Source organism: Corynebacterium sp. MSK204 (genome assembly GCF_030229885.1).
In the GTDB taxonomy this organism is placed as follows: Bacteria; Actinomycetota; Actinomycetes; order Mycobacteriales; family Mycobacteriaceae; genus Corynebacterium.
Map to the genome: position 1 here is coordinate 54,393 of NZ_JASPGQ010000003.1, position 15,056 is coordinate 69,448.

Annotated in this window: 11 protein-coding genes; all 11 read left to right on the forward strand. The window is 61.8% G+C overall.

Annotated features, from left to right (window positions below; all coding sequences use genetic code 11):
• Window positions 1-111: 111 nt before the first annotated feature.
• The 11 genes from QP908_RS02765 to QP908_RS02815 all read left to right on the forward strand — a co-directional run bounded on the left by QP908_RS02765 (window position 112) and on the right by QP908_RS02815 (window position 15,030).
• The gene (locus tag QP908_RS02765; RefSeq protein ID WP_239268643.1) at window positions 112-1,998 is read left to right on the forward strand and encodes an ABC transporter ATP-binding protein; all 1,887 of its coding nucleotides are present in this window, start codon (window positions 112-114) and stop codon (window positions 1,996-1,998) included.
• Window positions 1,999-2,040: 42 nt separating this feature from the next.
• The gene (locus QP908_RS02770) at window positions 2,041-3,171 is read left to right on the forward strand and encodes a MalY/PatB family protein (protein WP_239268645.1); all 1,131 of its coding nucleotides are present in this window, start codon (window positions 2,041-2,043) and stop codon (window positions 3,169-3,171) included.
• 213 nt (window positions 3,172-3,384) lie between these two features.
• A complete protein-coding gene (gene brnQ / locus QP908_RS02775) occupies window positions 3,385-4,812 on the forward strand; it encodes a branched-chain amino acid transport system II carrier protein (RefSeq protein ID WP_284771595.1) in 1,428 nt (475 codons plus the stop codon).
• A gap of 188 nt (window positions 4,813-5,000) precedes the next feature.
• A complete protein-coding gene (locus QP908_RS02780) occupies window positions 5,001-6,020 on the forward strand; it encodes an LLM class flavin-dependent oxidoreductase (RefSeq protein WP_239268649.1) in 1,020 nt (339 codons plus the stop codon).
• 230 nt (window positions 6,021-6,250) lie between these two features.
• Window positions 6,251-7,729, forward strand: coding sequence for an ABC transporter substrate-binding protein (locus tag QP908_RS02785; protein ID WP_284771596.1), 1,479 nt, complete (start codon window positions 6,251-6,253; stop codon window positions 7,727-7,729).
• Entirely contained in the window at window positions 7,726-8,691 is a 966-nt protein-coding gene (locus tag QP908_RS02790) for an ABC transporter permease (RefSeq protein WP_023023469.1), read from the forward strand. The genes QP908_RS02785 and QP908_RS02790 overlap by 4 nt, the downstream gene beginning before the upstream one ends.
• Entirely contained in the window at window positions 8,688-9,509 is an 822-nt protein-coding gene (locus QP908_RS02795; protein ID WP_239268653.1) for an ABC transporter permease, read from the forward strand. The genes QP908_RS02790 and QP908_RS02795 overlap by 4 nt, the downstream gene beginning before the upstream one ends.
• Window positions 9,506-10,954 (forward strand): ATP-binding cassette domain-containing protein, encoded by a 1,449-nt coding sequence (locus tag QP908_RS02800; protein WP_239268655.1) that lies wholly within the window; start codon window positions 9,506-9,508, stop codon window positions 10,952-10,954. The genes QP908_RS02795 and QP908_RS02800 overlap by 4 nt, the downstream gene beginning before the upstream one ends.
• Before the next feature lie 60 nt (window positions 10,955-11,014).
• Window positions 11,015-12,706, forward strand: coding sequence for an FUSC family protein (locus QP908_RS02805; protein WP_284771597.1), 1,692 nt, complete (start codon window positions 11,015-11,017; stop codon window positions 12,704-12,706).
• A 144-nt stretch (window positions 12,707-12,850) separates the two neighbouring features.
• Window positions 12,851-14,650, forward strand: a complete 1,800-nt coding sequence (locus QP908_RS02810; RefSeq protein ID WP_239268771.1) for a BCCT family transporter — start codon at window positions 12,851-12,853, stop codon at window positions 14,648-14,650.
• A complete protein-coding gene (locus QP908_RS02815) occupies window positions 14,650-15,030 on the forward strand; it encodes a hypothetical protein (RefSeq protein WP_239268659.1) in 381 nt (126 codons plus the stop codon). The genes QP908_RS02810 and QP908_RS02815 overlap by 1 nt, the downstream gene beginning before the upstream one ends.
• Window positions 15,031-15,056 lie beyond the last annotated feature (26 nt).

Here is a 15,056-nt window from a genome sequence, read left to right on the forward strand (position 1 = left end):
AAAGCCCGCCCAAGGTATGCATCTGGGCTGCGCGCCGTGGCGTGTGGCATACTGGACTGTCTCTTTTAGGTACTCTACTTCCCTACGCGTCTTTGAATTGAGCATCCCTCCATGAAATCCCTCGTACGCATTACCCGCAGCGCTTCTGCCCTGTGGCCCTATTATCTCGGCGTGTTGCTCGCAGCGACGGTCACCGCCGTCCTTGCGTTGATTTCACCCTTTTTCACCAGGGAAGCCACCGACATCATCGTTGAGGCCCTCCAAACAAGCGAGCCGCTTGGCGATGCCCTTCGTTCCGTCCTTTTCCTAGCCCTCGCCCTCTTCCTGGCTGATGCCGCCAATGCCCTATTCCGCAATATCGGCAGCTACATCGGCGATGTCATGGTCTCGCGCCTGCGCCAGATTTTATCCAACCGCTACTTTGCCAAGCTCTTGGCGCTGCCGCAGGGCTATTACGATAATCAGGTCACCGGCACGATCATCGCCCGACTGGATCGCTCCATCGCGAATATCACGCAGTTTATCCAGTCCTTTGCCAATAATTTCTTCACGATGATCATTCAGACCATCGCGGTATTGGCCATTACCGCCTGGTACTACTGGCCGCTGACCATCTTATTGGCGCTGCTTTTCCCCATTTATATGTGGCTGACCGCGCTGACCTCGAAGCGCTGGCAAAAATTTGAAGCCATTAAAAACGAAAACATCGACCAAGCCAATGGCCGCTTCGCCGAGGTCATAGGCCAGGTCAAGGTCACCAAGTCCTTCGTCGCCGAATCCCGCGAGTTGGACCACTTTGCCCAGCGCTATGGCACCGTAGTCGATACCACGCGGCCGCAGTCCCGCTGGTGGCACATGATGGATACCTTCCGCGGCATCGCCATGGCCGTAATCTTTTTAGGCATCTATGCGGTCATCTTTTGGCGCACCCTTGAAGGCCACTTCTCCATCGGCGATATGGTCATGCTCTTGCAGATGGTCACCATGGCCAAGCAACCCGTCTTCATGATGAGCTGGATGATCGATACGGCCCAGCGCGCTATCGCCGGCTCACGCGACTACTTCAAGGTCATGGAAGAAGACCTGGAGCCCACCGCCTCGCGCGAGCTGGTCGCCGCCATCACAGACTCCGGCACCCCCGATCTGAACCTCACCCCTATTACCCCATTGGAGCCCACGCCCGGCGCGCCGGTCTTTGCCTTTGATGATGTTTCCTTCGCTTATGAAGAAGGAAAACCCGTCGTTACAAATATCTCCTTTAGCGCGCACGAGGGCCAGAAGGTCGCGCTCGTGGGTGAATCGGGCGGCGGTAAATCCACCCTGGTCAACCTGCTGCTGGGCCTGTATCACCCCTCGGCTGGCCACCTCGACGTGCTGGGCCACCGCGTCGATGACCTCACCGCTTCACGCCTGCGCGCGTCCGTCGGCGTGGTCTTCCAAGAGTCCTACCTCTTTTCGGGCACCATCCGCGACAATATTGCCTATGGCAAGCCGGGGGCTACTGAGGAAGAAATCGTGGATGTGGCCAAGCGCGCCAATGCCCATGACTTCATTGAGGCCTTCCCGGATGGTTATGACACGGTCATCGGCGAGCGCGGGTTGAAGCTTTCCGGTGGGCAGAAGCAGCGCGTGTCCGTCGCGCGCGCCATGTTAAAGGATGCGCCCATCCTGGTGCTCGATGAGGCCACCTCCGCGCTGGATACCAAGGCCGAGCGCGCGGTCCAGGCTGGCCTAGACGAGCTGATGAAGGACCGGACCACGCTTATTATCGCGCACCGCCTATCCACCATCGCGGATGTCGATACCATCATCACCCTAGAGGCAGGGCGAATTGATGAAATGGGCTCGCCTGCCGAGCTCGCGCAATCCGGTGGTATTTATGCCGAGCTGCTCAAGCTCACCCAATCCAGCTCCGCCGCGGACCGCCGCCGGCTGAAAAAGTACGGCTTTGTCACCGGGACCAATTCCCGCAGCGAGCACGGCGAAGAAAGTGAATAAATCCACTGGGACTGCTGCGCTTAAAGCGTTAAGCTTGTGTGCATGCAGTTTCCTAGCCTAGAAGAGTTGCAAGCCCGCGGAACCCGCAAGTGGACCGTCTTTGATGAGGACGTCCTCCCGCTGTGGATCGCGGAGTCCGATTTTCCCACCGCCCCCGCCGTCAAAAAGGCGCTGCAGGAGATGGTGGATAATGAAACCTTCGGCTATACCCCCTCCCCCAAGGCCTCGGGGCTGCGCGAGGCAGTCGCCGATTTCTATGCGGAACGCTACGACTGGCGCCCCAATGCCGATCACATCTTCTGGATAGGCGATGTCGTCCGCGGCCTCTTGCTCGGCGTGCAGTACTTCACCCGCAATGATTCCCCCGTCATCGTGCCCGTGCCCTCCTACCCACCGCTGCTAGAGCTCCCCCGCACGGCTGGGCGCGAAAAGATAGAAACTAGCCTCGAGCTAGAGGAAATCGAGCAGGCCTTCAAGGACGGCGCCGGTTCTATTCTCTTGGCCAATCCGTATAACCCGCACGGCCACGTCTTGTCGGAGGACTACCTCCGCGGGCTGGTGGAGTTGGCGGAGAAATACGATGCCCGCATCTTGGCCGATGAGATCCATGCCCCGCTGGTTTATGAAGGAAAGCATATCCCGGTGGCATCGCTAAGCGAGGAAGCAGCGCAGCGCACCATCACCGTCACCGCCACTTCCAAGGCCTTTAATACCGCGGGACTCAAGTGCGCGCAGATCATCTTTTCCAATGCCGCCGATGCCCAAAAGTGGAACGGTCTGACCGGCGTAGCCAAAGACGGGACCGGCACCTTGGGCGTGCTTGCCGCCGAGGCCGCTTACCGCCACGGCGGGGGCTTCTTAGACGAGGGAATCGAGTACCTGCGCGAGACACGCGACTGGTTGGTGAAAGAACTCCCGCAGCGCATCCCTGGGCTAAAGACCTCGCAGCCCCAAGCCACCTACCTGTTGTGGCTAGACTTTTCCGATACCGCCCTCGCTGGCAATCCCCAGCCCGCCAAGTGGCTGCGCGAAAACGCCCGCGTCGCCCTCAACGAGGGCGATACCTTCGGCACCGGCGGCCCCGGCCACGCGCGGTTGAACTTCGCCACTTCCCGCGAGATCTTGGGCGAGGCACTCGACCGCATGGAAAAGGCCTTCGCCGAGCTCGACTAGCTCCCCCGCCATCCTTTCTCCTCGCCCCATCGCACGCGCGATGGGGCTTTTATTGCATTTTCACCATGCTTTGATTTCTCAACAGGTGGGCAGTAATATCTCATTACACGAATAGCCCCTATAGGGCTACAGAATTCGCATTCTCGTTCGCGCCCCGCCACCACGGCTCTCGGCGCGGCCGATGGTTTTAGTACGCAATGTTAAGGAGCCAGGATGGCTACCACCACCGCCTCAGGCACCCCCAAGAGCAAGGCCACCGTTGTCATTGCTTCGCTCATGCTCTTTTCGATGTTCTTCGGCGCCGGCAACCTCATTTTCCCGCCCATGGTGGGCGTATCCGCCGGTACCAACTTCTGGCCCGCGGTGCTGGGCTTCCTCGCTGCCGGCGTACTCTTGCCCGTCCTGGCCATCATCGCGGTCGCCATTTCCGGCCGCTCCGTGCGCGACCTGGGCGCGAATGGCGGCGCTATCTTCGGCGTCGTCTTTTCCGCCATGGCCTACCTGTCCATCGGCGCTTTCTACGCGCTCCCGCGCACCGGCGCGGTCTCCATGGAAACGGCGATTACTCCCCTTTTGGGCTGGGAAGGCACCCTGGCTAGCGGTTTATTCAATACCATCTTCTTCCTCATCGCGCTCGGCCTGGCGTGGAAGCCCAATTCCATCATCGATACCCTGGGCAAATTCCTCACCCCAGCCCTGGTTGCGCTGCTGGTCATCCTCATTACCTTGGCCGCGCTGAATCACCCGCGCGATCCCCAGATGCCCACTGAAGATTACGTTTCTTCCCCCATGGTCACCGGCCTTTTCGAGGGCTATAACACCATGGACGCCATCGCCGGCCTGGCCTTTTCCATCGTCATCGTGGGTTCCCTGCGCTCTAAGGGCTTTAAGACCCAAAAGTCCCTGGTGAAGGGCACCATCACCGCGGCGCTCGTCGCCGGCGCCCTGCTTGCCGCCATCTACCTGGGCCTTGCCTGGGTAGGCCAGACCTTGCCCGATGGCCAGTCCTATGATTCAGGTGCGCCGCTGCTTGCCGAGGCCGCCAATCTCACCATGGGCACCTTCGGCCAGGCCCTCTTCTCCGCCATCGTCGTCCTCGCTTGCCTGACCACCGCGGTGGGCCTTATTACCGCCACCTCCGCGTTCTTCGAGATGCTGGTGCCGAAGACGACCTACCACCTGTGGGCCTGCATCTTTACCGCGATGTCTATCCTCTTCGCCTTCCAAGGCCTCGACACCGTGCTATCCATTGCGGTGCCGTTTATTACCTTCCTGTACCCACCGGCCATTTCCCTTATCCTGCTCACGCTTATCCAGCCGGCGGTAAAGAAGTCCGTCGTGTTCTACTGGACCTACCGCCTGGCCCTGTGGGTATCGGTCATCTGGTCCGCCCTGACCGTCATTTCCGCGCAGGGTTGGGGCACCACCGCCCTGGATCCCGTCTTGTCGCTGTCGCCGGGCCAAGCGGTGGATCTTGGCTGGATCGTGCCGACCGTCATCGCGGCAGTTATTGGCCTGATTGTGGATATCTCCACCAAGGCCGGGGAGAAGCACTCCAACTCCGTGACCGCGGCGGCCGATGCTGATGACGAGGCCGTCGTTGACTCGCCGCTCGATGCCGCGGCATCGCCAAAGAGCTAAGCTCTCTCCTTCCACACCCCGCCGTGGGCCCGCATTCCTCGGGCTCCGCGGCGGGGTTTTGTCTGCGATTTCAACTCAGCTAGGGACGCCGGGATGCGCATGGTCGCGCGAAAAAGTACGGAATAGCCCCGCCCCACGTACCGTTGCACTATAGGTACTATCCCCGCGAGAAAAAGGATTATTTTCCCATGACTGATCAGGCGCCGCTTTCCGTATTGGACTTTTGCACCATCTATGACGGTGAAACCCCTGCCCAATCCATTAACCGGTCGGTGGAATTGGCCCAAGAAGCCGAAAAGCTGGGGTATTCCCGCATGTGGTACACCGAGCACCACAATATGAAGTCCATTATGTCCTCCGCGCCCGCCGTCCTCATCGCGCACATCGGCGCCAAGACGGAGCGCATCCGGTTAGGCTCCGGCGGCGTGATGCTGCCCAACCACTCGCCGTACGTCATCGCCGAGCAATTCGGCACCCTGGAAGAGATGTACCCGAACCGCATCGACTTGGGCGTCGGCCGCGCCCCCGGCACGGACATGAATACCTTGGGCCGTGCGCTGCGCCGCGATGGGCAGTCTGCCGAGCGTTTTCCAGAAGACGTCAAAGAGCTCAATGCGTACCTCGAGGGCAAGGCCTATATCCCTGGAGTTAGCGCGATTCCCGGAGCTAATACGAACGTTCCTATCTATATTCTGGGCTCGTCCATGTTCGGCGCTTCGCTCGCGGCAAAGCTCGGCCTCCCCTACGCCTTTGCCTCCCACTTCGCCCCGCAGCACCTCGAGGAAGCAACCACCTACTACCGGGAAAACTTCCAGCCTTCCGAGCGGTTTACCAAGCCCTACGTCATCGCCGGGGTAAACGTCACAGCCGCCGATACTATGCAAGAGGCAGAAGCCGAGTACGAGCGCGTGTGCTTCAACCGCGTGAAGTCTTTCGCCGGCCGCGGCAAGTACCTGACCGATCAGCAGGTAGAGCAGATCATCGAGTCCTACCAGGGCCAGCAAATCCTGGACATGCTGCGCTACTCCGCGGTGGGTACCACCAAGGAAGTCACCGAATACTTAGAGAAGTTCCAAGAGCACGCCAAGGCCGACGAGCTTATGATTTCCCTGCAGTCCAGCTCGCACGAGAACGTCATCAAGAATATGCACGTGCTTGCTGAGGGCTGGCAGCTCGATCCAGCCAACGTAGCGGGTACCCCGCGCTAAACCCCGCCTCACTGCGCTACAAAGCGCCGCGTTGGGCCGCCCTCGGCCTCAACGCTGGCCGCTCGGTGCCACCGAGGCTCGCCACACAACAGCCGCTGAGATTGCCCTAATTAATGGCAATATATGCCTCCCCCCGAATGGTTTTAGAGCGTTTATGTGTTGAGTAACACACACGTTATTCTTCATTTATGAAAATTTTGCGTGCGCGCTCAGCGCTAGGCTGTCTCGCGATGGTGACAGCGCTGAGCACGATAACAGCTTGTTCAGCGGGCCATACCGCGGTGGTAGATACCTCCGGCGACAACGCCGCCCTAACGGTGGCATCTAGTTCGGGGGCCACCTCGCTCGATTTCACCACTACCGGTGGGGCCGCCGCGCCCTCGGTGCTTATGGATAATGTCTATGAAACCTTGGTGCGCATCGATGAAGACGGCTCCATCACCCCAGGCTTAGCCAAGGACTGGGACATCAGTGAGGATGCGAAGACCTATACTTTCCACCTGCGCGATGGCGTGACCTTTTCCAATGGCGACCCCTTTACCGCGCAGACCGCAGCCTTTTCCATTAATTACGTAAAAAATGACTGGGCCAACGGCATTTCCGCTGCCATGGACCCCGTCGAAAGCGCCACCGCAGTAGATGACCACACCCTCAAGGTGCGCCTAGAAAAGCCCTCCAACCGCTGGCTGTGGTCCATGGGCACCACCATCGGCGCGATGATGTCGCCTAAGGGCATGGATGACCTTGCAGCGAAGCCTATCGGCACCGGCCCCTACGAGGTGGCGGGATTTTCCCCCGCAGAATTCGTCTCCTTGCACAAGCGCGATGATTACTGGGGCACACCGTCTGAGCACGATGTCACGGTGCGCTACTTCCCCGATGCCATTTCCTCGGTCACCGCGCTGCGTTCGGGCGGAGTGGACGTCGTCTGGGGCGTGGGTAATCCCGAAATCCTCGATTCCCTGGATGATTCCATCGATACCAACGTAGGCACCACCAATGGTGAGGTCCTGTTATCGATGAATAATGACCGCGCCCCCTTCGACGATCCGCGCGTGCGGCAGGCCGTGGCCTACGCCGTCGACCGCGAGGCGGCCAATGACATCGTGTGGTCCGGCATGGCCACCGATACCGGCGGCGCGCCCATGCCGCCCACCGATCCTTGGTTCGAGGGCAAGAACTATTACGACTTCAACCCGGATAAAGCCCGCTCGCTGCTTGCCGATGCCGGCGCCGAGGGCACCCCACTCACCATCACCGTGCCCACGCTCTACTACGCCCAGGCCATTTCCGAGCTGCTGTACTCGCAGCTTTCCGATGTCGGTTTTGATGTCACCCTCGAAACCGCCGAGTTCCCCGCCGTGTGGCTGGGCCAGGTTCACGGCGCCAAGGACTACCAGATGTCGATTATCTCCCACGTGGAGGCCCGCGATATTCCGGCGCTTTTTGGCAACCCGGATTACTACCTGAATTACGATTCCGCCCGCACGCGCGAGCTGCTCGATAAGGCCGATACCGCAGCGCCTGAAGACTATCCCCGCCGCATGACGCAGGTGGTGGACCAAATCATGGCCGATGCCGGCGCGCTGACCGTGATGAATATGCCGAATGTCGTTTTAACGCGCCACAGCATTAGCGGCTTGCACACAGATCAGGTCACCGACGCGATAGTCTTGCGCGATCTCACCGACGACAAGGAGGACCAATGAGTACCTCTCGAGCCCAGGCCTTAATCCGGCCGCTGCTGCGCTTTGTGCTCACGCTTTTTCTCGCCTCCCTCATCATTTTCGCGCTCATGCGCGCCGTGCCCGGCAACCCGGCGCGCGTCGCGTTGGGGGTTAATGCCACTGATGATGCCATCGCCGAGCTCAGCGCGGAACTCGGCCTGGACCGGCCGCTGCTCGCACAGTATGTCGAGTGGGTAAAGGGCCTGGCCACCGGCGATTTCGGCAAGTCGCTGTCCTCGCAGCAGGACATCACCCCGCTCGTCCTTGACCGCCTGCAGGTCACGCTCATCCTCATCGGCCTGGCCATGGCCTTGGCGCTGGCCTGCGCGATTCCCATCGGTATGTGGTTGGCGCACAACCGCAATTCGCGGGTTGCCGGCTTGGTCTCTGCGGGAACGCAGCTGGGCATCGCCGTACCAAGCTTCTTGGTCGGCATCATCTTAGTGGCCATCTTCGCGGTCCACCTGGGCTGGCTGCCGGCCAATGGTTGGGTGCCACCTAACCGCGGCGTAGGCGATTTCCTGCGCCACCTCATCCTGCCGGTCATCGCCTTGGCCCTGGTCCAGGGTGCGATGCTCACGCGCTATATGCGCTCCTCGGTGCTCGACGTTATGGACCAAGACTATATCCGTACCGCGCGCGCCCTGGGCGATTCCCCGCGGGAGGCCCTGCACCGCCACGGGCTGCGCAATGCCGCGCTGCCGGTACTGACTGTTTCTGGCCTGCAATTGACCTCGATGGTGGTAGGCGCCGTGGTCATTGAATCCGTCTTCGTCATCCCCGGCGTAGGTTCCATGCTGCTCGATGCAGTCTCCGTGCGCGATCTGACCACGGTGCAGACGCTTGTCATGCTGCTGGTCACCTTCGCGCTGGCAGTAAACATGCTTACCGATGTCGCCTACCGCCTCATCGATCCCCGAATCAAGGCAGGTGACGCACGATGAAAATGCGTTTTTCTGGTTGGCTAGGCGCCGTGCTCGTCGGCGCGGTCGTAGTAGTCGCCCTCGTATCGCTGGTGTGGACGCCGTACGATCCCACCCTCGCGCAACCGGGCAGCCGCCTGTCCGGCCCCACCGCAGATCATCTCTTGGGCACGGACCGCTTCGGGCGCGATACCGCCTCGCGCATCATGGCGGGCGCGAAAATCACGGTCTTCGTGGGGCTTATCGCCGTCGGCATCGCAGGGCTTATCGGCATCCCGCTGGGGATCCTCGCGGGCATGCGCCGCGGCACCTGGGTAGAAGCGCTGGTCATGCGCGGCGCCGACGTCGTAATCGCCTTCCCGGCGCTTTTGCTAGCCATTATCGCCGGCGCGGTCTGGGGCCCATCGACGCTTACGGCCATGATTGCCATCGGTATTTCCGGCATCCCGTCCTTTGCCCGCGTGGCGCGTTCAGGCACGCTGCAGGTGGTCACGCAGGACTATATCGCCTCCGCCCGCATCTCCGCCGTGCCGGGATGGAAGGTGGCGGTGCGCCATGTCCTCCCGAATATCGCGGGCCTTATCATCGTCCAGGCGTCGGTGTATTTTGCCCTCGCCATCCTCGCAGAGGCGGGCCTGTCCTACCTCGGTTTGGGGACGCCTCCCCCGGCCGCCTCGTGGGGCCGCATGCTGCAGGACTCCCAATCGCTGCTGAGCACCGATCCCCTCCAGGCCCTCTGGCCAGGCCTTGCCATCGCCGCCACGGTCTTGGGCTTTAACCTGCTTGGCGATGCCCTCCGTGATGCCCTCGACCCCCGCATGAAAGGAGCCACGCGATGAGCCTTTTAAGCGTGCGCGATCTCAGCCTCAGTGCCTCCGAATCCTCCCTCGTCGGGCCTCTTAACTTCGAGCTCGAGGCGGGCGAAAAGCTCGGCATCATCGGCGAATCCGGCTCTGGTAAATCACTGACCGCGCTGTCCATCATGGGCTTGCTGTCCACGGGCATTTCCGCCACCGGCGAGGTCACAGTGGCCGATCACCAGATCATCGGCGCGCGGGATTCCGCTATCCGCCCGCTGCGCGGCAAGACCATGGCCATGGTCTTTCAAGAGCCCATGAGCGCGCTGGATCCCTTAATGCGCATTAGTGCCCAGCTCACCCACGCCGGCGCACACGATACCGCCGCGGCCCTAGAGGAAGTCGACCTCGACGCCGACCTCGCCTCGCGCTTTCCCCACCAGCTATCCGGCGGGCAGCGCCAGCGCGTCCTCTTAGCCATGGCCATGGCGGGCAGCCCCGACGTGCTCATCTGCGACGAGCCCACCACCGCCCTCGATGCCACCACGCAGGACGGTGTCCTCCGCGTCATCGAGCGCGTTACCGAACAACGCGGCACCGCACTGCTTTTTATCACCCACGACCTCAATGTCATCCAGCGCATGTGCCCGCGGGTGTTGGTCATGCGCGATGGCTACATCGTGGAAGAAGGCCGCACCGAGCGCGTGCTTACTAAGCCCCGCCACGCTTATACCCAAGAGCTGGTCTCGGCCTCGCAGCCGCCCGACTTCGCCCTCACCCCGGCGGGCGAGGGGAAGGATGTGGTGGTATTGGAGGGCATCGGCAAGCAGCATGGCTCCCAGGCCGCGCTGGCGGGGATCGATCTCCGCGTGCGCCGCGGCGAGCGGCTCGGCATTGTCGGTGGCTCCGGTTCCGGCAAGACCAGCCTGCTGAAGATTGTGGCGGGCCTGGATGCCCCGACCTCTGGAACCAGCACCGTGGACGGGCGCGTGCAGATGGTTTTCCAAGACCCGCAAGGTTCACTGAACCCGCGGCTGAAGATCTGGAAATCCATCGCCGAGGCCATGCCCGGGCGCCTATCCAAGGCCGAGCAGCGCGAGCGCGCCGCCGCCGCACTGGAAGAAGTGGGAATTTCCGGCAAAGCGCTCGACCGCTATCCCCACGAGTTTTCCGGCGGGCAACGCCAACGCATCTCCATCGCCCGCGCGCTGTGCGGCGAACCGGATATTCTACTTGCCGATGAAGCCGTCTCCGCCCTCGATATGTCCGTGCAAGCCCAGGTGCTGGAATTGCTCGCCCGCCTCATTGAGGATCGCGGGCTGACCCTGCTATTTGTCACCCACGATCTCTCCGTGGTGCGCGGGCTCTGCGATAGGGTCGCCGTGCTCAACCGCGGCGAACTGGTCGAACACGGTCCCACCGAGCGCGTGTGGTCGAAGCCCGAGAGCGACTACACCCGCCGGCTCATCGCCGCCGCAGGGCAATAAATTCCCACGGCGTAAGGTGGTTGCGGTAGACGTTTTTAGCGAAAGGAGTCCCACAGGCTCGTGAGCATCGACCACCCTATCCCGCAACGCCCCAGCACCACCCAGTTGCTGACCGCCTTTAATACCGCCTCCGTGCGCTGGCCCGGTGCCCTGCGCGCGGCCCTGGCACTGCTGATTCCCGGCACCTTCGCCCTGCTCACCGGCCACGACTACGCCATCCTGCTGCTGGCCACCGGCGCCTTCGCCGTGATTTTCGGCGAAGGCCATCCCTTTCGCACCCGGCCCCGCGTCATCCTCACCGCTGGCTTAGCCCTGACCACCGTGGCGACCGTGGGCGTGCTGGTCGGCCACCTCATTTTCGTCCCCGGGCACGGGCACTGGTGGCTGCTGCTCGCCGGTCTTTATTCCCTCCTGCTCGCCGCGCTTTGTGGCTTCACCCAGAACGCGCTGCGCCTGCCGCCGCCGGGCGCCTTCTTCCTCGTCTTGGTCGGCGGCGGTTCGGTGATGTTGGCGCGGACGGATACCAGTGTTAGCCAGCTGTTCCTCTGGTCCCTGACCGGCGTGCTGGCCAGCCTGCTTTTGGGCATGGCGCCCGCGCTCATTGATGTGCACGGCCCCGAACGCCGCGCCGTCGCAGCCTTGGAAAAGGCCACCGCCGCGTTTGTCTCCGGTGAAGATGATTCCCTCGCCCGCCACCACCAGGCCCAGACGGCGTTGTCGACGGCCTGGCAAGCGCTTGCCGATGCCGGCATCATCCGCGGCGGCCGCATCATCAATACCGCCGCCGCGGGCTTGGTGGATCGCACCTTGCAGGCCCAAGGGCGCATCGTCGCGCATAACCGCGCGCTGGATCTGGGATCCTCTTCGGACCTGCTCACCGATCACGCTACCGATGTGGATCCGCACCGCACCGCCATCCCGCACACCCACCCCACCGGCCGCTACCGCATCTACCGCGCCGCGGTGCGGGATTCGCATGCCATGGTGACCACGCAAAAGATCGTGGTCTCCGCCGCCATCACAACGGTGGTCAGCCTGTCTTTAGGCTTTGACCGCCCGGACTGGGGCGTGGTCTCCGCCTTCCTCATGCTGCAGTGGGGACCGGACCACGTCGCCGGCACCGTCCGCGGCATCCACCGCATGCTCGGATCCATCGTCGGCGTCATGCTGTTTTCTATCTTCCACTACTTCGGCGTATCCGGGTGGAGCTTGCTCTTAGCCCTCGCCGCCTGCCAATTCTGCGCAGAGATTTTCGTGGCCAAGAACTACGCCATCTGCGTCATCTTCTCCACCCCGCTCGCACTGCTCATGGGCAATTCCGCGCAGCGCCCCCTCTGGCCCACCATCCAGGCGCGCATCAGCGAGGTCCTCATCTCCATCATCGTGGCCACCATCGTGCTGTGGTTCTGGCAGCGCTCCGCGCCCGTCCGCAACCAGCACCGCTTGCAAACCCGCGCCATGGAATCCATGTCCACCCTGCTCGGGTTGCTGTTTATCAATACCCCCGAAGAGGTCCTAGCCAGCCGCCGCGACCTGCAATACGAGTTGTTATCCGAGCGCCGCGCCATCCAATCCCTCGCCGCCGATAACCCCGCCACCGCCCGCGAATTGTGGCAACGGCACATCGCCATCCAGCACGCGGGCTATTTCCTGCTCGATTATTGCTCCACGCACCCGTTCAGGATGGCGAGCAGGGAGGAGCTAGATGGCATCGTCAAGCAGATTCACGCCGCGCATGCCCAACCGCGCTAGCTTGTGGAATGCGCTGCGGTGCTGAACAATTGAAGCCACGACTCCCGCCGAGCTAAGGACACCGTGACTTCTTCCTCCCGCGCCTATAAGCGCTCCCTCGAACCGCACGATAAGGGCAGCGCCGTCGGGCTCTACCCGCACAATATGCACCCCGGGCTGGTGCCCGGCATCAGCGTTGAGGACCAACGCAACCGCTTCGGCCTGGATAAATCGCTATTTTCCATCACCGCCGTCCTCATCGTAGCCTTCATCATTTGGGGCATTACCATGCCCGATAACCTGGCCGCCGCCTCCTCCACCGCCTTTAACTGGGCCATTACCAATACCGGATGGCTGCTGAACATCACCATGCTGCTGGCCACCGTGACCATGGCCTATATCGGGTTCTCCCGCCTCGGCCGCATCAAGCTCGGCACGGATACAGAAAAGCCCGAATTCAGCTACTTTAGCTGGGTAGCGATGATGTTTGGTGCCGGCATCGGCGTCGGGATCTTCTTCTATGGGCCCTCCGAGCCGCTATCGCACTACCTCAGCCCTCCCCCGCACACCGTGGATAACGGCAGCTCCGTCGAGGCATTGCACCAAGCCATGGCCCAATCGCACTTCCACTGGGGCATTTCCCCGTGGGCGGCCTATGCTTTGGTTGGCGCGGCGATTGCCTATTCCTCCTACCGGCGCGGGCGCGTTCCCCTCATCTCTTCCATCTTCCAGCCGCTCTTCGGCTCCCGCGCCACGGATGGTCCGCTGGGCAAGCTTATCGATGTCATGGCGCTTATCGCCACCCTCTTCGGCACCGCCGCTACCCTGGGGCTTTCTGCGATTCAAATCGGCGAAGGTGTCAGCATCATTCGCGGCGCAGGCCCCATGACCAATTCCGCGCTCATCATCGTCATCGCCGTTTTGGGCTGCGCGTTTATCGTCTCCGCAGTCTCTGGCGTCGCGCGCGGCGTGCGCTACCTGTCCAACTTCAATATCACCTTGACCTTGGGGCTAATTGCCTTCGTCTTCTTGGTCGGGCCCACCCTATTGCTGCTAAACCTCATTCCTTCGGGCATCGTGGTCTATATCGATCAATTCCTGCCCATGATGGCCAAGGGGCTGTCGTGGGGCGATGAAACCATTGAATTCCAGTCCTACTGGACGGCGTTCTACTGGGCCTGGTGGATTGCATGGACGCCGTTTGTGGGCATGTTCGTCGCCCGCATCTCCCGCGGCCGCACCATCCGCGAATTCGCCGCCGTCACCATCTTCGCGCCCACCGCCATTTTGGCGCTGGCTTTTACCATCTTTGGTGGCACCGCCATTTCCTTCAATCAGGATGGCGTAGCGGGTTTCGACGGTGAATCCTCCAATGAGCAGGTGCTCTTTTCGATGTTCCAAGATCTCCCCCTCGGCACCATCACCCCGTTTATCCTTTTGGTTATCCTCGCGGTCTTCTTTGTCACCTCGGCTGACTCTGCCTCTGTGGTCATGGGCACCATGTCCTCCAAGGGCGACCCAACCCCCAATAAGCTCATCGTCATCTTTTGGGGCCTGTGCATGATGGGCATCGCCATCGTCATGCTGCTGACCGGTGGCGAAGACGTGCTCACCGGCCTGCAAAACCTCACCATCCTGGCCGCCCTGCCCTTCTGCCTCGTGCTGCTAACTATGATGGTGGCGTTCATCAAGGATCTGCGCTCTGATCCAATGTTTATCCGCCGCACCTATGCCCGTTCGGCGATGGACAATGCGGTCATGCGCGGCATCGCGGAGCATGGCGATGAGTTCGAGTTCTCCGTCCAGCACGCCGAAGACGACCGCGGGGCCGGCCATGACTTCGATTCCGCCGCGGACCGCTACACCGAGTGGTACCAGCGCACGGACGAAGAAGGTCGAAACGTCGACTACGACTTCGAAACCGGCGAATGGTCCGACGGCTACGACCCAGAGGAGGAGAAGTAATGGGTCTTCCCAGCGAGGTTGTCCTCGATGGCTACACCCTCATCGAGCAACACGAGATTGACCACGAATTCTTATTGCGCGGCTCGCCGCTTAGCACCAACACTCCCCTGCTCTTCGCGCTCACCATCGCCGGCATCGCGCTCGTCGCCGCCAGCTTATTCCTGCGCGGGCGCGGGCGGGTCATCGCTGGTGTACCGGGCGCGGTGCTCACGGTGAGCAAGCTGTGGTGGATGCCTTTCGCTTTGGCACGGCACTTCGATGACGGTCAGGTCTTTGGCTATACACTCAAGTACTTCCCGCAATACTGGCCGGTGGCCTCGGTCATTGTCGGCGCCATCGCGCTCATCGGCCTTGCCTCTGCCTTTATCCGACGGCCTTAGCCGCCGAGCACGGCACCTCCAGCGAC

Excerpts from the sequence above, each read along its gene's own strand:
- QP908_RS02765 (WP_239268643.1), top strand. The coding sequence starts at position 112 with ATGAAATCCCTCGTACGCATTACCCGCAGCGCTTCTGCCCTGTGGCCC.
- QP908_RS02770 (WP_239268645.1), top strand. The coding sequence starts at position 2,041 with ATGCAGTTTCCTAGCCTAGAAGAGTTGCAAGCCCGCGGAACCCGCAAG.
- brnQ (WP_284771595.1), top strand. The coding sequence starts at position 3,385 with ATGGCTACCACCACCGCCTCAGGCACCCCCAAGAGCAAGGCCACCGTT.
- QP908_RS02780 (WP_239268649.1), top strand. The coding sequence starts at position 5,001 with ATGACTGATCAGGCGCCGCTTTCCGTATTGGACTTTTGCACCATCTAT.
- QP908_RS02785 (WP_284771596.1), top strand. The coding sequence starts at position 6,251 with ATGGTGACAGCGCTGAGCACGATAACAGCTTGTTCAGCGGGCCATACC.
- QP908_RS02790 (WP_023023469.1), top strand. The coding sequence starts at position 7,726 with ATGAGTACCTCTCGAGCCCAGGCCTTAATCCGGCCGCTGCTGCGCTTT.
- QP908_RS02795 (WP_239268653.1), top strand. The coding sequence starts at position 8,688 with ATGAAAATGCGTTTTTCTGGTTGGCTAGGCGCCGTGCTCGTCGGCGCG.
- QP908_RS02800 (WP_239268655.1), top strand. The coding sequence starts at position 9,506 with ATGAGCCTTTTAAGCGTGCGCGATCTCAGCCTCAGTGCCTCCGAATCC.
- QP908_RS02810 (WP_239268771.1), top strand. The coding sequence starts at position 12,851 with ATGCACCCCGGGCTGGTGCCCGGCATCAGCGTTGAGGACCAACGCAAC.
- QP908_RS02815 (WP_239268659.1), top strand. The coding sequence starts at position 14,650 with ATGGGTCTTCCCAGCGAGGTTGTCCTCGATGGCTACACCCTCATCGAG.